The sequence below is a fragment of the Micromonospora sp. NPDC048040 genome, from assembly GCF_055587185.1.
Map to the genome: position 1 here is coordinate 32,428 of NZ_JBVJGT010000039.1, position 17,722 is coordinate 50,149.

The 17,722-nt window shown below is 72.5% G+C and carries 17 protein-coding genes; 12 read left to right on the forward strand and 5 right to left on the reverse strand.

Translation table 11 applies throughout. The annotated features are described in order from the left end of the window. Together ACZ6O2_RS26770 and ACZ6O2_RS26775 are read left to right on the forward strand one after the other, a co-directional pair. A partial coding sequence (locus ACZ6O2_RS26770) for a HAMP domain-containing protein (protein WP_466024773.1) occupies positions 1 to 3,087 on the forward strand: 3,087 nt, incomplete at its 5' end. Beyond that, on the forward strand, positions 3,084 to 3,638 hold the full coding sequence (locus ACZ6O2_RS26775; protein WP_466024774.1) for a response regulator: 555 nt from the start codon (positions 3,084 to 3,086) through the stop codon (positions 3,636 to 3,638). The genes ACZ6O2_RS26770 and ACZ6O2_RS26775, both read left to right, overlap by 4 nt. Before the next feature lie 125 nt (positions 3,639 to 3,763). On the opposite strand, the gene ACZ6O2_RS26780 is transcribed toward ACZ6O2_RS26775, so the two are convergent. After that, positions 3,764 to 4,099 carry an STAS domain-containing protein gene (locus ACZ6O2_RS26780; protein ID WP_350679152.1) on the reverse strand — a complete coding sequence of 112 codons (336 nt, stop codon included), beginning with the start codon at positions 4,097 to 4,099 and terminating at the stop codon, positions 3,764 to 3,766. 196 nt (positions 4,100 to 4,295) lie between these two features. Between ACZ6O2_RS26780 and hemL the strand changes: the two genes are divergently transcribed. The 6 genes from hemL (at position 4,296) to ccsB (ending at position 10,379) form a co-directional block, all read left to right on the forward strand. Beyond that, positions 4,296 to 5,633, forward strand: a complete 1,338-nt coding sequence (gene hemL, locus ACZ6O2_RS26785; RefSeq protein WP_350701966.1) for a glutamate-1-semialdehyde 2,1-aminomutase — start codon at positions 4,296 to 4,298, stop codon at positions 5,631 to 5,633. Between the two features lie 64 nt (positions 5,634 to 5,697). After that, positions 5,698 to 6,345 (forward strand): histidine phosphatase family protein, encoded by a 648-nt coding sequence (locus ACZ6O2_RS26790; RefSeq protein WP_091099474.1) that lies wholly within the window; start codon positions 5,698 to 5,700, stop codon positions 6,343 to 6,345. Continuing rightward, positions 6,345 to 6,923, forward strand: a complete 579-nt coding sequence (locus tag ACZ6O2_RS26795; RefSeq protein ID WP_350701965.1) for a TlpA family protein disulfide reductase — start codon at positions 6,345 to 6,347, stop codon at positions 6,921 to 6,923. Before ACZ6O2_RS26790 ends, ACZ6O2_RS26795 begins: the two co-directional genes overlap by 1 nt. Continuing rightward, on the forward strand, positions 6,923 to 7,750 hold the full coding sequence (locus tag ACZ6O2_RS26800) for a cytochrome c biogenesis CcdA family protein (RefSeq protein WP_350701963.1): 828 nt from the start codon (positions 6,923 to 6,925) through the stop codon (positions 7,748 to 7,750). Before ACZ6O2_RS26795 ends, ACZ6O2_RS26800 begins: the two co-directional genes overlap by 1 nt. Then, positions 7,750 to 9,405: a cytochrome c biogenesis protein ResB gene (resB, locus tag ACZ6O2_RS26805; protein WP_466024775.1), complete on the forward strand. Its 1,656-nt coding sequence runs from the start codon at positions 7,750 to 7,752 to the stop codon at positions 9,403 to 9,405. The genes ACZ6O2_RS26800 and resB overlap by 1 nt, the downstream gene beginning before the upstream one ends. Next, on the forward strand, positions 9,405 to 10,379 hold the full coding sequence (gene ccsB / locus ACZ6O2_RS26810) for a c-type cytochrome biogenesis protein CcsB (protein ID WP_350701959.1): 975 nt from the start codon (positions 9,405 to 9,407) through the stop codon (positions 10,377 to 10,379). The genes resB and ccsB overlap by 1 nt, the downstream gene beginning before the upstream one ends. A 67-nt stretch (positions 10,380 to 10,446) precedes the next feature. Here ccsB and ACZ6O2_RS26815 read toward each other — a convergent pair whose 3' ends face one another. The 3 genes from ACZ6O2_RS26815 to ACZ6O2_RS26825 form a co-directional block, all read right to left on the reverse strand. Beyond that, positions 10,447 to 11,451, reverse strand: coding sequence for a CU044_5270 family protein (locus ACZ6O2_RS26815; RefSeq protein ID WP_466024776.1), 1,005 nt, complete (start codon positions 11,449 to 11,451; stop codon positions 10,447 to 10,449). Next, the gene (locus ACZ6O2_RS26820) at positions 11,448 to 12,038 is read right to left on the reverse strand and encodes an RNA polymerase sigma factor (RefSeq protein WP_466024787.1); all 591 of its coding nucleotides are present in this window, start codon (positions 12,036 to 12,038) and stop codon (positions 11,448 to 11,450) included. The genes ACZ6O2_RS26815 and ACZ6O2_RS26820 overlap by 4 nt, the downstream gene beginning before the upstream one ends. A gap of 124 nt (positions 12,039 to 12,162) precedes the next feature. Continuing rightward, complete coding sequence (locus tag ACZ6O2_RS26825) at positions 12,163 to 12,636, reverse strand: MarR family winged helix-turn-helix transcriptional regulator (protein ID WP_350701954.1); 474 nt, start codon at positions 12,634 to 12,636, stop codon at positions 12,163 to 12,165. A gap of 117 nt (positions 12,637 to 12,753) precedes the next feature. Here ACZ6O2_RS26825 and ACZ6O2_RS26830 point away from each other — a divergent pair, with 117 nt between their 5' ends. From ACZ6O2_RS26830 to mqnP, 3 genes are all read left to right on the forward strand, one after another. Then, positions 12,754 to 13,308, forward strand: a complete 555-nt coding sequence (locus ACZ6O2_RS26830) for a carboxymuconolactone decarboxylase family protein (RefSeq protein WP_466024777.1) — start codon at positions 12,754 to 12,756, stop codon at positions 13,306 to 13,308. Positions 13,309 to 13,446: 138 nt separating this feature from the next. Continuing rightward, entirely contained in the window at positions 13,447 to 14,907 is a 1,461-nt protein-coding gene (locus tag ACZ6O2_RS26835) for a menaquinone biosynthesis decarboxylase (RefSeq protein WP_466024778.1), read from the forward strand. Further along, complete coding sequence (gene mqnP / locus ACZ6O2_RS26840; RefSeq protein ID WP_350701949.1) at positions 14,907 to 15,821, forward strand: menaquinone biosynthesis prenyltransferase MqnP; 915 nt, start codon at positions 14,907 to 14,909, stop codon at positions 15,819 to 15,821. The genes ACZ6O2_RS26835 and mqnP overlap by 1 nt, the downstream gene beginning before the upstream one ends. A gap of 67 nt (positions 15,822 to 15,888) precedes the next feature. Here the strand turns inward: mqnP and ACZ6O2_RS26845 are convergent, their stop codons facing one another. Continuing rightward, on the reverse strand, positions 15,889 to 16,875 hold the full coding sequence (locus tag ACZ6O2_RS26845) for a terpene synthase family protein (protein ID WP_466024779.1): 987 nt from the start codon (positions 16,873 to 16,875) through the stop codon (positions 15,889 to 15,891). A 188-nt stretch (positions 16,876 to 17,063) separates the two neighbouring features. Between ACZ6O2_RS26845 and ACZ6O2_RS26850 the strand changes: the two genes are divergently transcribed. Next, positions 17,064 to 17,693, forward strand: coding sequence for a UbiX family flavin prenyltransferase (locus ACZ6O2_RS26850; protein WP_357464478.1), 630 nt, complete (start codon positions 17,064 to 17,066; stop codon positions 17,691 to 17,693). Positions 17,694 to 17,722: the final 29 nt, after the last annotated feature.

Sequence of the window (17,722 nt, forward strand, 5' to 3'; positions counted from 1 at the left end):
AACACGATGGTGGACCAGCTCTCGTCGTTCGCCGACGAGGTGACCCGGGTGGCCCGCGAGGTGGGTACGGAGGGCAAGCTGGGCGGTCAGGCCCAGGTCAAGGGCGTCTCCGGTACGTGGCGGGACCTGACGGACAACGTGAACTCGATGGCGTCGAACCTGACGTCGCAGGTACGCAACATCGCCTCGGTGACCACGGCGGTGGCGAAGGGCGACCTGTCCCAGAAGATCACCGTGGACGCCCGCGGCGAGATCCTGGCGCTGAAGTCGACGGTCAACACGATGGTGGACCAGCTCTCGTCGTTCGCCGACGAGGTGACCCGGGTGGCCCGCGAGGTGGGTACGGAGGGCAAGCTGGGCGGTCAGGCCCAGGTGCGCGGCGTCGCCGGCACCTGGCGGGACCTGACGGACAACGTGAACTCGATGGCGTCCAACCTGACCGCCCAGGTGCGCAACATCGCACAGGTCTCCACCGCCGTCGCGAAGGGCGACCTGTCGCAGAAGATCACGGTCGACGCGCAGGGCGAGATCCTGGAGCTGAAGTCGACCGTGAACACGATGGTGGACCAGCTCTCGTCGTTCGCGGACGAGGTGACCCGGGTGGCCCGCGAGGTGGGTACGGAGGGCAAGCTGGGCGGCCAGGCCCAGGTCAAGGGCGTCTCCGGTACGTGGCGTGACCTGACGGACAACGTGAACTCGATGGCGTCGAACCTGACGTCGCAGGTGCGCAACATCGCCTCGGTGACCACGGCCGTCGCCAACGGCGACCTGTCGCAGAAGATCACGGTCGACGCGCAGGGCGAGATCCTGGAGCTGAAGAACACCGTCAACACGATGGTGGACCAGCTCTCGTCGTTCGCCGACGAGGTCACCCGCGTCGCCCGCGAGGTGGGCATCGAGGGCAAGCTGGGCGGCCAGGCGCAGGTGAAGGGCGTCTCCGGCACCTGGCGGGACCTCACCGAGAACGTCAACCAGCTCGCCTCGACCCTCACCACCCAGCTGCGCGCCATCGCGCAGGTCTCCACCTCGGTGACCCGGGGCGACCTGACCCAGCGGATCGCGGTCAAGGCGCAGGGCGAGGTCGCCGAGCTGAAGGACAACATCAACCAGATGATCGTCACCCTCCGGGAGACGACCAAGAAGAACGCCGAACAGGGCTGGCTCGACTCGAACCTGGCCCGCATCGGCGGACTGCTCCAGGGCCAGCGCGACCTCGGCGAGGTCTGCCGCATGATCATGATGGAGGTGACCCCGCTGGTCGACGCGCAGCTCGGCGCGTTCTTCCTGGCGGACACCTCCGAGGGCGTGATGCGGCTGCGGCTGACCGCCTCGTACGGCTACGTCGCCCGGGGGCACGACGTCACCTTCGGGCCCGGCGAGGGGCTGGTCGGCCAGACCGCCCTCTCCCGCCGGACGATCCGGATGGGCGGGACGCCGGACGGCAGGCTGATGCTCCGCTCCGGGCTCGCCGAGACCCCGCCGGCCGACCTGGTCGTGCTGCCCGTGCTCTTCGAGGGCGAGCTGCTCGGGGTGATCGAGTTCGCGAGCGTGACGCCCTTCTCCGAGCTGCACCTGTCCTTCCTGGAGCGGCTGGTGCTCACCACCGGCATCGCCGTCAACACCATCCAGGCCAACCGGCGTACGGAGGAACTGCTCGCGCAGTCCCAGCGGCTCGCCCACGAGTTGCAGGAGCAGTCGGCCGAACTCCAGCGCACCAACGCCGAGCTGGAGGACAAGGCGCAGCTGCTCTCCGAGCAGAAGGGCAACATCGAGACCAAGAACCGGGAGATCGAGCTGGCCCGGCTCGGCCTGGAGGAGAAGGCCCAGCAGCTCACCCGGGCGTCGGCGTACAAGTCGGAGTTCCTGGCCAACATGAGCCACGAGCTGCGTACGCCGCTGAACTCCCTGCTGCTGCTGGCCCGGCTGCTGGTCGAGAACTCGGAGCAGAACCTCACCCCGAAGCAGATCGAGTTCGCCCGGACCATCCACGGCGCCGGCTCCGACCTGCTGTCGCTGATCGACGACATCCTGGACCTGTCCAAGATCGAGGCGGGGCGGATGGACGTCGAGCCCACCGAGGTGCGGTTCGACGAGATCCGCAGCTACGTGGAGCAGGCGTTCGCGCCGCAGGCCGACGAGAAGGGCCTGGACTTCCAGGTGCGGATCAGCAAGGACCTGCCGCCGGCCCTGGTCACCGACGCCCAGCGGCTCCAGCAGATCCTGCGCAACCTGCTCTCCAACGCGGTCAAGTTCACCGACAACGGCGCGGTGACGCTGCGGATCGCGCCGGCGCCCGAGAACACGGCCTTCGACGTGCCGGCGTTGACCAACGCGCGGCAGGTCATCGCGTTCACGGTGGTCGACACCGGGATCGGCATCTCCGACGACAAGCTGTCGTTGATCTTCGAGGCGTTCCAGCAGGCCGACGGCACCACCAGCCGCCGCTACGGCGGTACGGGGCTGGGCCTGTCGATCAGCCGGGACCTGGCCCGGCTGTTGGGCGGCAGCATCGTCGTGTCGTCGGCGCCCGGGCAGGGCTCGACGTTCACCCTCTTCGTGCCGGACGTGCTCGCGCCGGACGCGGTGGTGGCGCCGCTGCCGCCGTCGCCGGCCCGGGCCGGGCTGCCGTCGTCGCTGCTGATGCCGCCGCCGGAGCTGCCCGAGCCGGCCTCCACGCCGGCCACCCGGCGGCTCGAGGGGGCCACCGTGCTGATCGTCGACGACGACGTCCGGAACGTCTTCGCGCTGACCAGCGCGTTGGAACTGCACGGGCTCACCGTGCTGTACTCCGACAACGGGGCGGACGGCGTCCGCCTCCTGGCCGAGCATCCGGAAGTGGACATTGTCCTGATGGATGCGATGATGCCCGATCAGGACGGTTACGAGACGACCCGGCAGATCCGGCGCAACCACCGGTTCGCCGACCTCCCGATCGTCTTCCTGACCGCGAAGGCCATGCCCGGCGACCGTGAGTCGGCGCTGGCGGCCGGGGGAACCGACTACATCACCAAGCCCGTCGACCTGGACGAGTTGATCGAACTCATGTCGTCCTGGATCAGCGGCAGCCGAGCCGAGGAGAGTTCGTGACCCAGATGGCCAAAGCGCTCCTGGTGGACGACCGCCGGGAGAACCTGATGGCGCTGGAGGCGATCCTCCAGGGGCTGCCGGTCCAGTCCGTCGCCGTGGAGAGCGGCGAGGCGGCACTGAAGCAGCTGCTGGTCGACGACTTCGCGGTGATCCTGCTCGACGCCCAGATGCCGGACATGGACGGCTTCGAGACGGCGAGCCACATCAAGCGGCGTGAGCGTACGCGGCACGTGCCGATCATCTTCCTCACCGCCGCGGACCGGGACGCCCAGCTCGCGCTGCGCGGCTACGCGGTCGGCGCGGTCGACTACCTCACGAAGCCGTTCGACCCGTGGGTGTTGCGGGCCAAGGTGTCGGTCTTCGTGGAGCTGTGGGTGAAGACCCGGCAGCTCGCGGCCCAGTCGGATCTGGTGCGGGAGCGCGACGCGCAGTGGCGGGTGCTCACCGACGCGGTCGACGAGGCCACCGCGATGCTGCGGACGGAGGACGCGGACGCCCGCGACCGCGCCGTCGACCTTCTCGAACAGGCCCGCTGGGGCAACACCCCCTGACCCACCCGGCTTCCCGCGTCGATCTTGCATTTCCGCCCCGACAAAGAGCGCAAAGGCGGACAAATCAGGGGCCGAAATGCAAGATCGCGAGGGCTGGGCCGGGACGTGCGGGGTGGGGGAGTGGGTCAGGCCGTGGTCTGGTCGTTGCGGATCATCAGGGCGCTGCGGAGGCCGGTGATGTCCAGGACGCGGAGCAGGAAGTCGCCGACGTTCGTCAGGACCAGGAGGCTCTGCGCGTGGCTGGCCTTCCGGCTGAGCACGACGAGGGTGCCCAGGCCCTGCGAGTCGCAGAAGGTGACGCCGCCGAGGTCGAGCACGATCCGCGGCGGCGGATCGGCGAGCACCTCGTTGACGACGGTCGACAGCTGGGCGGCCGTGAGCATGTCGATCTCACCGGCCAGGCGCAGCACAGCTTCGTCGCCCGTCCGGTGTAGCGTGATGGACAGTTCGGCACGATCCACCGGGTCAGCCTAGCGCGATCCCGGCGACCCGGCCTGTCGAGCCGGGGTGCCGCACCCATCGAGCGGGAGCACCGCCGACCCGGAGCCCCGGACGGGCGCGGCGGGACGGCTCGGGAGGCCGGAGCGGGTGAGCCTGGTAACCCCCGTGCGGGGTGCCTGCCGATTCGCCGCCCGGCGCTGACACAATGGCGGCATCGTGACCGATATGTTTCCCGCCGGATCCGGCCGTTACCCGGCCGACGCGCCGGCCTCCGAGGCCCTGTTCGACCGCGCCAAGGCCATCGTGCCCGGCGGGGTGAACTCCCCCGTGCGCGCCTTCCGTGCCGTCGGCGGCACACCGCGCTTCATGGTCCGGGGGGAGGGGCCCTGGCTCTACGACGCCGACGACCGGCGCTACGTCGACCTGGTCTCCTCCTGGGGCCCGCTGATCCTCGGCCACGCGCACCCCGAGGTGGTGGACGCGATCCGGGTCGCCGCCGCCAGGGGCACCAGCTTCGGCACCCCCACCCCGGGCGAGGTCGAGCTGGCCGCCGAGATCGTCGACCGCACCCCGGTCGAGCAGGTCCGGCTGGTCAACTCCGGCACCGAGGCCACCATGTCGGCGATCCGGCTGGCCCGGGGCTTCACCGGCCGCCCCCGGATCGTCAAGTTCTCCGGCTGCTACCACGGGCACTCCGACGCGCTGCTGGCCGCCGCCGGTTCGGGCGTGGCCACCCTCGGCCTGCCCGACTCGCCCGGCGTGACCGGTGCGGCGGCGGGCGACACGATCGTGCTGCCGTACAACGACGTCGCCGCCGTGGAGCAGGCGTTCGCCGCCGAGGGCCAGCACATCGCGGCGATCATCACCGAGGCCGCCGCCGGCAACATGGGCGTGGTCGCCCCGCGCGACGGCTTCAACCAGCAGCTCGCCCGGATCGCGCACGCGCACGGCGCGCTGCTCATCGTCGACGAGGTGATGACCGGGTTCCGGGTCTCCCGCGCCGGGTGGCACGGCCTCGACGCCTCCGACGCCGACCTGTGGACGTACGGCAAGGTCATGGGGGGTGGGCTGCCGGCCGCGGCGTTCGGCGGGCGCGCGGAGATCATGGAGCGACTGGCCCCCGCCGGGCCCGTCTACCAGGCCGGCACGCTCTCCGGGAACCCCCTCGCCTGCGCCGCCGGCCTGGCCACCCTGCGGCTGGCCGACGACGAGGTCTACCGCCGGCTCGACGAGACGGCCGCCGTCGTGAGCAAGCTCGCCGCCGACGCGCTCGCCGCCGCCGGGGTGCCGCACCGGCTGTCGTACGCGGGCAACATGTTCTCGATCTTCTTCACCGACGCCGACGTGGTCGACTACGACAGCGCCCGCACCCAGCAGGTGCCGGCCTTCAAGGCGTTCTTCCACGCGATGCTCGCCGGCGGCGTCTACCTGCCGCCGAGCGCGTTCGAGGCGTGGTTCGTGTCGGCGGCGCTGGACGACGCCGCTCTGGAGCAGATCGCCGCCGCCCTGCCGGTGGCGGCCAACGCGGCGGCAGCGGCGGGTCACGGGGGGTAGCGGTGAGCGCGAGGAGTGAGCCGGGTCTGCGAGCCCCGCAGTCGCGAACGAAGGGGACGTAGCGGTGAGCAAGACGGTGGTCCACGTGCTGCGGCACGGCGAGGTGCACAACCCGGAGGGCATCCTCTACGGCCGGCTGCCCGGCTTCCGGCTCTCCGAGCTCGGCGTGCAGATGGCCAAGGCCGCCGCGCAGGGGCTCGCCGAGCGGGAGGTCGTGCACGTGGTGGCCAGCCCGCTGGAGCGCGCCCAGCAGACGGCGGAGCCGATCGCCGCGCAGTTCGGGCTGCCGGTCGGCGTGGACGAGCGGCTCATCGAGAGCGCCAACTGGTTCGAGGGCAAGAAGGTCTCGCCCGGCGACGGCTCGTTCCGCGACCCGCGCAACTGGTGGGTGCTGCGGGACCCGGTCACCCCGTCCTGGGGCGAGGCCTACCGCGCGATCGCGGAGCGGATGTTCGCCGCCCTGCACGCCGCCCGGGTGGCCGCAGAGGGGCGCGAGGCCGTGCTCGTCTCGCACCAGCTCCCCATCTGGACGCTGCGCCGCCACGTCGAACGCAAGCGGCTCTGGCACGACCCGCGCCGGCGTCAGTGCGGGCTGGCCAGCCTCACCTCCTTCCACTTCGACGGCGCCAAGGTGGTCGGCATCGGTTACTCCGAGCCAGCCGCGCACCTGATCGCGATGTCGGCGACCGCCCGGACGGCCAAGGGGGCCTGATGAACGCCCGGAGGTGGACCGCGGGTCTGCTCGCCGCCGTCACGACGGTGGCGCTGGCCGGCTGCTCCTCGCAGAGCCGGGAGGACGCCTGCGGCACCAACTCCGACGGCGTCATCGAGTGCGCGCCCGACGAGCGCTCCGCGGCCCCGAAGATCTCCGGCGAGCTGCTCACCGGCGGCAGCCACGACGTGGCGAAGGACCGCGGCCAGGTCGTCGTGGTCAACTTCTGGGGCTCGTGGTGCAACCCGTGCCGGGCCGAGGCGGACGACCTGGAGAAGACCTACCAGGCCACCAAGGGCTCCGGGGTCACCTTCCTGGGCGTCAACATCCAGGACAGCCGGGACAAGGCCATCGCCTTCGAGGAGCGGTTCGGGGTGACCTACCCGAGCCTGTTCGATCCGCCCAGCCGGGTCGCGCTCGCCCTCGACATCCCGCCGAACACCATCCCGGCCACCATCGTGCTCGACCGGGACGGCCGGATCGCCGCCGTCATCCGCGCGGCGGTGAAGCAGGAGGGCCTCCAGCCCATCGTCGAGCGGATCGCGGCCGAGCAGGCCGCCCCCAACGGTTCCCGCTGATGGGCGAGACGTTCCGGGAACTCGCCCAGTCCGGTCCGCTGCTGCTCGCCATCGGCGCGGCCGCGCTCGCCGGCCTGGTCAGCTTCCTCTCCCCGTGCGTCCTCCCGCTGGTGCCGGGCTACCTGTCGTACGTCACCGGCCTCGCCGGGGCGGACCTGGAGGGCCGGCGGCCCGCGCCGTCGCCCACGGAGCCCACGGGTGGTGGCGGGGTGGCGGTGCGGGAGCGCACCGCGTCGGCCGCCGCCGCCGTGAAGGGCCGGGTGCTGGCCGGCACGCTGCTGTTCATCGCCGGCTTCACCGTCGTCTTCACCGCCACCGCGATCCTCTTCGCCGGCGTCGGCCGGGTCTTCTTCGAGTACGAGCGCACGCTGGAGATCGTCATCGGCGCGCTGATCGTCGTGCTCGGCCTGGGCTACGTCGGGGTGGTCCCCGGGCTGCAGCGGGAGTTCCGGATCCACCGGCTGCCCGCCGCCGGGCTGCTCGGCGCCCCGGTGTTCGGCGCGGTCTTCGCGCTCAGTTGGGTGCCCTGCGTCGGCCCGACGCTCGGCGCGGTGCTCGGCATGGCCGCCGTCGAGGGGCAGACCGACCGGGCCGTGGTGCTGGCCGTGGCGTACTGCCTGGGGCTGGGGATACCCTTCGTCGTCTTCGGGTTGGGCTTCCAGCGCCTGCTCGGGGTCTTCCGCGCCGTCCGGCGCCACAGCCGCTGGATCACCCGGGTCGGCGGCGCCCTGCTGATCCTGATCGGCCTCGCGCTGGTCACCGGCGGGTGGACGAATTTCGTGATCTGGTTGCAGACCACCGTCGGGGTGGGCGAGGTGAGCATCTGATGACCGTCGTGGACGAGCGGCCGGCGACGCCGGCCGAGGCGCCCCGGCGCCGCCCCAACCGGCTGCTGGCCCTGCTGCGCAACTCGTGGCGGCAGCTCACCAGCATGCGTACGGCGCTGGTGCTGCTGTTCCTGCTCGCGGTCGCCGCCATCCCCGGCTCGGTGCTGCCGCAGCGCGGGGTCAACCCGGAGGACGTGCGGGACTACTTCACCGAGCACCCCGACCTGGCCCCGGTGCTGGACCGGATCGGCGCCTTCGAGGCGTTCGGCTCGGTCTGGTTCTCCGCGATCTACCTGCTGCTGTTCACCTCGCTGATCGGCTGCATCACCCCCCGGCTGCGCGACCACGTCCGGGCGCTGCGGTCGAAGCCGCCGGCCGCCCCGAAGCGGCTGGACCGGCTGCCGCAGCACGCGGTGCTGCCCGCCCCCGAGGGCGGCGCGGCGGCGATCGCCGAGACGCTGCGCCGACGGCGCTGGCGGGTGGCGGTCCGCGGCGACGAGGTCTCCGCCGAGAAGGGCTACCTCAAGGAGACCGGCAACCTGCTCTTCCACACCTCGATGGTGGTCGTGCTGGTCGGCGTCGCGCTCGGCTCCTGGTACGGCTGGAACGGCAACAAGCTGCTGGTCGCGGGCAAGGACAACGCGTTCTGCAACACCCAGCAGCAGTACGCCGAGAGCAAGCTCGGCCCCCGGGTCGGCAGCGAGGACCTGCCGGACTTCTGCATCCAGCTCGACGACTTCGAGGCCCGGTTCCTGGAGTCCGGCCAGCCGGAGTTCTACTCGGCCAGGGTGACCGTGGACGAGGCCGGCGGTGCGCCGCGGCCTGCGGAGTTCTCGGTCAACTCCCCGCTGCGCCTCGACGGCGCGAACGTCTACCTGCTCGGCCACGGCTACGCCCCGGTGATCCGCTACACCGACCGGTTCGGCCGCAGCCAGACCAGCGCCGTGCCGTTCCTGACCACCGGCGACGTCGGGCTGACCAGCGAGGGGCTGGCGGCCTTCCCGGACGCCAACGTCGACCCCGACACCGGCAGCCGGGACCCGGACCTCCAGATGGCCTTCTCGGGCCTCTACCTGCCGACCGCGCCGGATTCGGCGCCGTTCGCGCGCTCCGAGTACCCGACCGAGCGCAACCCGGCGCTGAACCTCGTCGCCTACCGGGGCAACCTGGGGCTGGACGCGGGTATCCCCGGCTCGATCTACGAGCTGGACCAGCGGCAGGTGCGGGCCGGCAAGGTGAAGGAGGTCGGCACGAAGCTGCTCCGCAAGGGCGAGACCTGGACGCTGGACGACGGCAGCACGGTCGAGTTCCTGGACAGCCTGCCGTACATCACCCTGTCGGTCCGGTACGACCCGGGCTCCACGCTGCTGCTGGTCAGTTCCGGGGTGCTGCTGGTCGGGCTGATGGGCTCGCTGTTCGGCCGGCGCCGCCGGGTCTTCTTCCGGGTGCTGCCGACCGACCCCGCGGGTGGATCTCCGACGGGCGGTAGTAGTTTGGTCGAGGCCGGTGGCCTGCCGCGCACCGACCATCCAGGGTTCGCCGACGAGTTCGCGCAGCTCGTCGCCGCGGTCAGCGGTGACGGGGGGCCGGACGGGCGGGCCGGTGTCGATCGCGCCGGCGACGAGCGGGCCGGATCGCGAGAAGGAGCCGAGTGATGTCCGCACTCTCCGACCAGTTGGTGTCGTTCGCGATCCTGGCGTACCTGGTCGCGATGATCAGCCACGCCGTCGAGTACGCGCTCGGCAACGCCCGCGCCCACGTCGCGGCACCCGCCCGCGAACTGGTCGGGGCCGGCGTCGGCGCGGCCGGCGGCAGCGTCCCGCCCGAGCCGGTGGCGACCGGCCCGACCGCCGCCGAGCGCACCGCGCACCGGGCCCGCCTGGCCGGCCGGATCGCGGTGGGCGTCACCGCGCTCGGCGCGCTGCTGCACCTCGGGGCACTGGTCGCCCGCGGTGTCGCCGCCGACCGGATGCCCTGGGGCAACATGTACGAGTTCGTGCTCACGGTCTCGTGGATCGGCGCCGCCGCCTGGCTGGTGGTGCTCTGGAAGCTGCCGATGCTGCGTCGGCTGGGGCTGTTCCTGTCGCTGGTGATGGTGCTGCTGCTGGCGACCGCCGAGCTGGTGCTCTACGTGCCGATCGTGCCGCTGGTGCCGGCGCTCAACTCGTACTGGTTCGTCATCCACGTCTCGACGGTCATCTTCGCCTCCGGCATCCTCCTGCTCGGCGCGGTCCCCGCGGTGGCGTTCCTGATGCGCTCCGGCTACGAGCAGGGCAGGCGAAGCTTCCCGTACACCCTGGCGAAGCGGGTGCCGGCGGCGGCCGCCCTGGAGCGGCTGACCTTCGTGCTGCACGCCTTCGCGTTTCCGATCTTCACCTTCGCGGTGATCGCCGGGGCGATCTGGGCCGAGGCGGCCTGGGGCCGGCCGTGGGGCTGGGACCCGAAGGAGACCTGGTCGTTCATCTCCTGGGTGATCTACGCCGGCTACCTGCATGCCCGGGCCACCCCGAGCGTGAAGCGGAACGTGGCCACCTGGCTGGCCGTGGTCGGCTTTCTCACCATGCTGATGAACCTGTTCGGGGTGAACATCTTCTTCGAGGGCCTGCACTCCTACGGCGGCCTCGACTGATCGCCGGACGCGGCCACCTGCCGGGGCGGCGGCGGGCGGCCCCGAGTGGCCGCCCGCCCCAGCCTGGTCACTTCGGCAGTTGCCCCGACCCGTCGACGATCGCGACCGTGAGCACCGCCGTCGAGTTGAGCACCTGACCGGCCTTCATCCCGTCCTGGTCGCGCACCAGCACGGATCGCTCGCCGAGGTAGGCGTGGCTCCGCCGGTCGAAGATCAGCTCGGCGCGAGTGCCCTGCACCTCGGTCAGGGCCAGGGCCACCCCGGCCCGCCCGGCCTCGTCGGTGACGTCGCCGACCACCCGGACACCGGGGATCTTCGCGACCGCCGTGAAGACCGCGGCGAGCGAGGCCGGCGAGAGGTACGCCTCGCGGATCAGGTCGCCGGCGGCGGTGAACGCCTGCTGGTCGCGCGGGTTCTGGTTGCCCGGACCGTCGGGATAGAGGTACGCCAGCATCGCGTCGGCGTCGGTCGGCAGGTTCGCGCGGTGGCCGGCGGTCGGCTGGCACTCCAGCTCGGTGGTCTTGCCGTACTCGCTGACGACGCTCTTCCCGTCCCGGCAGCCGGGCAGGGGAATGTCCACCCAGTTCCCGGCTCCGCCGCGGGGGCGCTCACGGACCACGCCGTCCCGGGTGCCATCGACCGAGAGCCAGACCCGGCGCTGCTTCGGGCCGTCTGTTCCCGGCCTGGGCCCGCCCTCGATCCGGCTCAGCCCCGCGGTGATCGACTCGACGTAGACGAACTGGTCGGCCCGGATGGCGACGGTGGGCTGGCGCTGGGCCTGGGCGGCGGCGTCGGCCAGGATCCGCTCGGCGGCGGACGCGGTGGACGCCGGGGGCTGGCCGCCCATCGGCACCACCTGGGTGACCAGCACGCCGGCGGTGAGCACCGCCGCCATTCCGCCTACCGCCGCCATCCGCCAGCCGAACCGGGGCGCCGCGAACCGGGGCGCCCGGAGGCGACCGGGCCGGCGGCTCGCCTCGCTGAGCACGCGGTGCCGCAGCCGGGCGGGCGGGGTCGCCGCGTCCGGGTCGAGCGTCGTTCCGAACTCGTCGAGCATCTTCAGGTCGTTCATCTGTCCACCTCGGAGAAGTCCGTCGGGTTGGTGTCGCCGAGCGCGTTCCGCAGCTTCCGGCGGGCGCGGTGCAGCCGGGAGCGCACCGTGCCGATCTTGATGTGCAGCGTGTCGGCGACCTCCTCGTAGCTGAGGTCGCTCCACGCGACGAGCAGCAGCACGTCGCGGTCGCCGGGGGAGAGCCGGCGCAGCGCGTCCGCCAGGGTGCGGCGGTTCGCCTGGGCGGTGACCGAGGCGGCCACCCGGTCGGCGAACCCCTCGGCGACGTCGCCGCCCCCGGCCCGCCCCATCGTCCGGTAGCGGGCCTCCTCGGCGCGGCGGTGCCGGGCGATCTCCCTGGTCAGGATGCCGAAGAACCAGGGGCGGGCGTCGGCGCGGGCGAGGTCGTACGTCCCCCGCCGCCGGAAGGCGGCGAGGAACGTCTCGGCGACCACGTCCTCCGCCCGTTCCGGACCGAGCCGGCGGTGGGCGTACCGGTAGAGCTGGGCGGCGTACCGGTCGTACAGCACCCCGAACTGTTCGGCGTCACTCCGGGACGCCGCGATGACCGTGGCGTCGCTGAGGCCGCCAGCGGCCACTACCGTCACCACGGCGGAGCTGTCTGTTGGAGCCGAATCACGTACTGGCCTCCCATCCACGAGCGAGCTGTCACCCTGTCTCTCCCGCAGCGCGGTTTCGAGTTCTCCGGGTGTCGCTGGGCCCGGGGGCCGGTCAGCCGCCGAACCAGCCCGGCACGTCGAGGCGGAACCAGTTGGCCGGCGCGACCGCACGCAGGTCGTCCTCCATGGCGGCGACCCGGTCCGGGCCCAGGGCGTCCGCCCAGCGTTGCCGGAGCTGGTCGAAGACGATCGCCGAGCGGCGTAGCCCGTCGAGACCGTGCGGCGTCATCCGCACCAGCTTCCGCCGGGCGTCGCGGGGGTCGTCGGCCCGTTCGAGGTAGCCGAGGGCGACCAGGCGGTCCACCGTCTTGCCGGCCGCCTGCTTGGAGATTCCCAACCGTTGGCCCAGCTCGGTCGCGGTGGTGCCGTCGGCGCCGACCGCCTGGAGGACGAAGCCGTGCAGCGGTCGCAGCTCCGGGTGCCCCTGCCGGGCCAGCTCCGCGTGCAGGTCGTCGATGAGCGTACGGAAGCCGGCCAGCAGCAGCAGGGGCAGCAGGAAGCCGGGCCGGTCGGGGTCAGTTGCCATGTTCGACAACCACGTTTACCATTTGGACAACCACGTTGACGATCGTACGTCACCGCCGGTGCCGCTCCGCCCTGCCGCGCCCGGCGACGCCTGTTGCTCCCGACGAAAGGTCACCCCGTGCCCGTCTTCACGCCCCACACCCCCGAGACCGCCCCCGCCGCCGCGCGCCCGACCATCGAGGCGGTACGCCACAAGCTCGGCCACCTGCCCGCCGCGGTCGGCCTCATGGCCGGGTCCCCGGAGCTGCTCAAGGGGTTCCTCACCGTCAACGGCATCTTCGAGGGCTGCGCGCTCGGCCCGGTCGAGCGGGAGGTGGTCGTGCTGACCGTCGCCACCCGCAACGAGTGCCACCTCTGCGTGGCCATGCACACCGCCACGCTGACCCGGCAAGGCGCCGCGCCCGGGCTGATCGAGGCGCTGCGCGCCGGCGCGCCGCTGCCCGACGACCGGCTGGAGGCGCTGCGGCGCTTCACCCTCGCGGTGCTCGACCACCGGGGCGCGGTGCCCGAGGAGGGGACCCGCGCCTTCCTGGCGGCCGGCTACCAGCCCCGACACGCCCTGGACGTGGTGCTCGGCGTGGGGACGTACACCATCTCCACCTTCGCCAACCGGCTCACCGGCGCGCCGCTCGACCCGCCCGTGGCCGCGTACGCCTGGCAGCCCGCCGGCTGACGGAACGCCCGGTCAGCGTCCGGCGGCGACCCGGTTGTCCCCCGCCGGGTGGTCGGTGTGGCGGAACGCACACGGGGCGGTCGACATCACCCGACCCGGCTGGGGGAGCCGGGGTGCCGGTGCGGGAGACTGGCAGGCATGGCGGCTCGTGGCTTCCCGTACAACGATCTGAAGGACTTCCTCGCGGCGCTGGAGCGCGCGGGCGAGCTGCGGCGGGTGAGCGTCCCCGTCGATCCCACCCTGGAGATCAGCGAGATCGTCACCCGGACGGTCCGCGCGGACGGCCCCGCGTTGCTCTTCGAGCGGCCGACCCGGGGCGAGATGCCGGTGGCGATCAACCTCTTCGGCACCGAGAAGCGGATGGCGATGGCGCTCGGCGTCGAGCGGCTCGACGAGATCGGCGAGCGGATCGGCAACATGCTCAAGCCGGAGTTGCCGATGGGCCTCTCCGGGATGATGGACGGCCTCGGCAAGGTCATGCAGCTCAAGTCGATGCCGCCGAAGAAGGTCAGGACCGCCCCCTGCCAGCAGGTGGTCTACCGTGGCGACGATGTCGACCTGAACCGGCTGCCGGGGCTGCAGGTCTGGCCGGGTGACGGCGGGATCTTCCACAACTTCGGGCTGACCCACACCAAGCACCCGGAGACCGGCAAGCGCAACCTGGGGTTGTACCGGTTGCAGCAGCACTCGCGGAACACCATCGGCATGCACTGGCAGATCCACAAGAACTCCACGGCGCACCACGCGGTCGCCGAGCGGCTCGGGCAGCGGCTGCCGGTGGCCATCGCCATCGGCGCCGATCCCGCGGTCGCCTACTCGGCCAGCGCGCCACTCCCCGCCGACATCGACGAGTACCTGTTCGCCGGGTTCCTGCGCGGTGAGCGGGTCGAGATGACGGACTGCCTGACGGTCCCGTTGCAGGTGCCGGCGCACGCGCAGGTCGTCCTGGAGGGCTACATCGAGCCGGGCGAGCGGCTCCCGGAGGGGCCGTTCGGCGACCACACCGGCTTCTACACGCCGGTGGAGCCCTTCCCGGTGATGCACATCGAGTGCATGACCATGCAGCGCGACCCGGTCTACCACTCGATCGTCACGTCGCAGCCGCCGCAGGAGGACCACGGCCTCGGCAAGGCCACCGAGCGGATCTTCGCGCCGTTGCTGCGCTTCCTGATCCCGGACATCGTCGATTACGACCTGCCGGCCGCCGGGGTCTTCCACAACTGCGCGATCGTGTCGATCCGCAAGCGCTACCCGAAGCACGCCCAGAAGGTCATGAACGCGATCTGGGGTGCGCACATGATGTCGCTGACCAAGCTGATCGTGATCGTCGACGAGGACTGCGACGTGCACGACTACAACGAGGTCGCCTTCCGCGCCTTCGGCAACGTCGACTACGCCCGCGACCTGCTGCTCACCGAGGGCCCGGTGGACCACCTGGACCACGCGTCGTACCAGCAGTTCTGGGGTGGCAAGGCGGGCGTCGACGCGACCCGCAAGCTGCCCGGCGAGGGCTACACCCGGGGCTGGCCGGAGGAGATGACGATGGCCCCCGAGGTCGTCTCCCTGGTGGACAAGCGGTGGAAGGAGTACGGCATCTGATGGCCACCGCCGTCGCCGAGCCGGTGGAGCGTCCCGGCCGGGTCAAGTCCTTCCTCAAGCTCGTGGCGATCGAGCACTCCGTGTTCGCGCTGCCGTTCGCGTACCTGTCGGCGTTGACCGCCATGCAGGTTCACGGGGGGCGGGTGCGGTGGGGGGACCTGCTGCTGATCACCGTGGCGATGGTGGGCGCGCGGACGTTCGCCATGGCGGCCAACCGGATCCTGGACCGCCGGATCGACGCGCGGAACCCGCGTACCGCCTCCCGGGAGCTGGTCACCGGGGCGGTCAGCGTGCGGACGGCCTGGACCGGCGCGGCGGTCGCGCTCGTGGTCTTCCTCGCCGCCGCCGCCCTGCTCAACCCGCTCTGCCTGGTGCTCGCGCCGCTCGCCGTGGTGCCGCTGGTGGTCTACCCGTACGGCAAGCGGTTCACCAACTGGCCGCACGCCATCCTGGCGGTCGCCCAGGCGGTGGGCCCGGTCGGCGCGTGGCTGGGGGTCACCGGCACCCTCGACGGCTCGTGGCCCGCCTGGCTGCTCGGCGCGGCCGTCGGGCTCTGGATCGGCGGCTTCGACCTCATCTACGCCTGCCAGGACTCCGAGATCGACCGGGAGATCGGGGTGCACAGCGTGCCCGCCCGGTACGGCCGGCGCTTCGCCCTGCACGCCTCGACCGTGGCGCACGTGGTGACCTTCGCGCTCTTCATCTGGTTCGGCGCGCTGGTCGGCTTCGGCTGGCCCTGGTGGATCGGGCTGGCGCTGACCGCGCTCGCGTTCGGCTACCAGCACGTGGTCGTCACCCCGACCGACCTGAGCAAGGTCAACCGGGCCTTCTTCACCGCCAACGGCTTCGTCGGCATCGCGCTGTTCGTCTTCGCCCTGCTCGACCTGGTGATCCGCCTCGACCTGCGCCCCTGACCGCGCCGGCCGCAGCGCCCCCTCGGTGGGCGGGCTCGCCGGAGGGCCGGGGTGCGGGCGGCGAGGGTCAGCGGAGGGCGGCGGGCTCGGGGTGGGAGCCCGGGTAGCGATCACTCTCCAGCGTCCAGTCGACGGTCGCCCGGACGGCGTTCGCCACCCCGTCGAGGTGGTCGGTGACCGCCTCGTCCAGCGCCGGCCCGAACGACGGCACCGCCGCCCGCAGCTCGACGAAGCGCCGCATCGACGCCCGCCAGCGCTCGGCGGTCAGCGCGACCGCGGTCTCCACCGGCACCCCGTGCTCGGCGGCGGTCGCCAGCACCAGGTTGTGCCCGCCCGAGGTGGCCCGGTCGCGCTCCAGCGAGGCCAGGTCGTTGTACCAGGAGACCAGGTCGTTCCCGGTGGCGGCGACCCGGCGCAGCAGCGGGTGGTGGTGCACCGCGTCGGGCAGCGGACGCCCGGTGACGAACTCCACCAGCGGGTACGACACGTACGTGGCGGAGGTGGCGCGTCGCAGCTCGACGTACTCGGCGACGCCGGGGTGGCGTCCGGCCGACTTGTTGACCGCCTCCCGCCACGTGCCGTCGAGGTGGTCGGCGACCGCCTCGGCGAAGCGCAGCCGCCAGCGGGCCGGCATCCGCCGGCGCGGCTCCCGCCACGCGCGCACCAGCAGCCGCCGCAGCGGCCCGGTGAGTCCGGCGTGCCGGATCCGGGGGCCCTCACGCAGCAGGGTCAGCGCGCCGGCGCGCAGCGCCCGGATCTCGTCCGTGCCGAGCCGGCCCGGCCCGTCGCACGCGTCGTCGACCAGGAAGAACCAGGTGAACAGCGCGGCCAGCACGCGCAGGTCGGGCTCCGTGGCGCCCGGGTAGAGGCGGCCGGCGTACCGGGCGACGCCGGCGCGGGCCAGCCGTTGCGGGGTCCCGTCGTCGGCCGGCAGGCCGAGGCCCGGCAGCAGGTCGTCGGTCAGCCAGCCCTGCACCCGGTCGGCGTGCGGCGAGAGCCGGGGCGGGATGGGGCACTCCGACCGCAGCGACCAGAGGATCTCGTCGGTCGTCACCGATTCCTCCCGCGTGCGATCTGCGTCCGTGCGAATCGCCCCGGCAGCATGTCAGGTCGCCGGGATGCCCGCGATCCCGGCCGACATCGCGCTCGTCGGGGACAAACCGCCCCACAGGCGGGTATCCCGGGCGGCGCCGGTCCGGGGGTGCGTGACGGCGCCGGCGAGCGACCAGGCAGGCTGGTGGCATGCGGGAACCATGGGTGGTCGGGGTCTCCGGGGCGTCCGGAACGCCGTACGCGGCGGCCGTCGTGCGGGCGCTGCTCGACGCCGGGGAGCCGGTGGACCTGATCGTCTCCCGGGCCGCCCGGCTGACGGTCCTGGACGAGACCGGCCGCCCGTTCCGGGACGCGCACTGGGCGGAGGACCTGGCCACCTGGCTGGGCCGGGACCTCGCGGGCGCCGACGTGCGGCACTGGCCCGCCGGCGACCTGGCGGCCGGCCCGAGCAGCGGCTCCTACCGGGTACGCGGGATGGCGGTGGTCCCGGCGAGTACGGCGGCCTGCGCCGGCATCGCCATCGGGCTCTCCAAGGACCTGCTCCAGCGCGCCGCCGAGGTGAACCTCAAGGAGCGCCGGCCGGTGGTGGTGGTGCCCCGGGAGACGCCGGTGACCCGCAGCCACCTGGAGCACCTGATCGCCCTGCACGACGCCGGGGCGGTGGTCCTGCCGGCCAGCCCCGGCTTCTACGGTGCGGGGGCGGCGGCCTCCGCCCAGCAGCTCGTCGACTTCGTCGCTGGCAAGGTGCTGGACGCCCTCGGCGTACCGCACGACCTGTTCCGCCGCTGGTCTGGTGAGTTGGGCGCGGCGCGGGACTGAGCCCGGCCGGGTTCACAGGGCCGCGGACC

What these genes read in the sequence shown, in the direction of transcription:
- ACZ6O2_RS26850 (WP_357464478.1), top strand. Translation starts at nt 17,064, where the DNA reads ATGCGGGAACCATGGGTGGTCGGGGTCTCCGGGGCGTCCGGAACGCCG.
- resB (WP_466024775.1), top strand. Translation starts at nt 7,750, where the DNA reads ATGACCGTCGTGGACGAGCGGCCGGCGACGCCGGCCGAGGCGCCCCGG.
- ACZ6O2_RS26815 (WP_466024776.1), bottom strand. Translation starts at nt 11,451, where the DNA reads ATGAACGACCTGAAGATGCTCGACGAGTTCGGAACGACGCTCGACCCG.
- mqnP (WP_350701949.1), top strand. Translation starts at nt 14,907, where the DNA reads ATGGCCACCGCCGTCGCCGAGCCGGTGGAGCGTCCCGGCCGGGTCAAG.
- ACZ6O2_RS26800 (WP_350701963.1), top strand. Translation starts at nt 6,923, where the DNA reads ATGGGCGAGACGTTCCGGGAACTCGCCCAGTCCGGTCCGCTGCTGCTC.
- ccsB (WP_350701959.1), top strand. Translation starts at nt 9,405, where the DNA reads ATGTCCGCACTCTCCGACCAGTTGGTGTCGTTCGCGATCCTGGCGTAC.
- ACZ6O2_RS26795 (WP_350701965.1), top strand. Translation starts at nt 6,345, where the DNA reads ATGAACGCCCGGAGGTGGACCGCGGGTCTGCTCGCCGCCGTCACGACG.
- ACZ6O2_RS26825 (WP_350701954.1), bottom strand. Translation starts at nt 12,636, where the DNA reads ATGGCAACTGACCCCGACCGGCCCGGCTTCCTGCTGCCCCTGCTGCTG.
- ACZ6O2_RS26835 (WP_466024778.1), top strand. Translation starts at nt 13,447, where the DNA reads ATGGCGGCTCGTGGCTTCCCGTACAACGATCTGAAGGACTTCCTCGCG.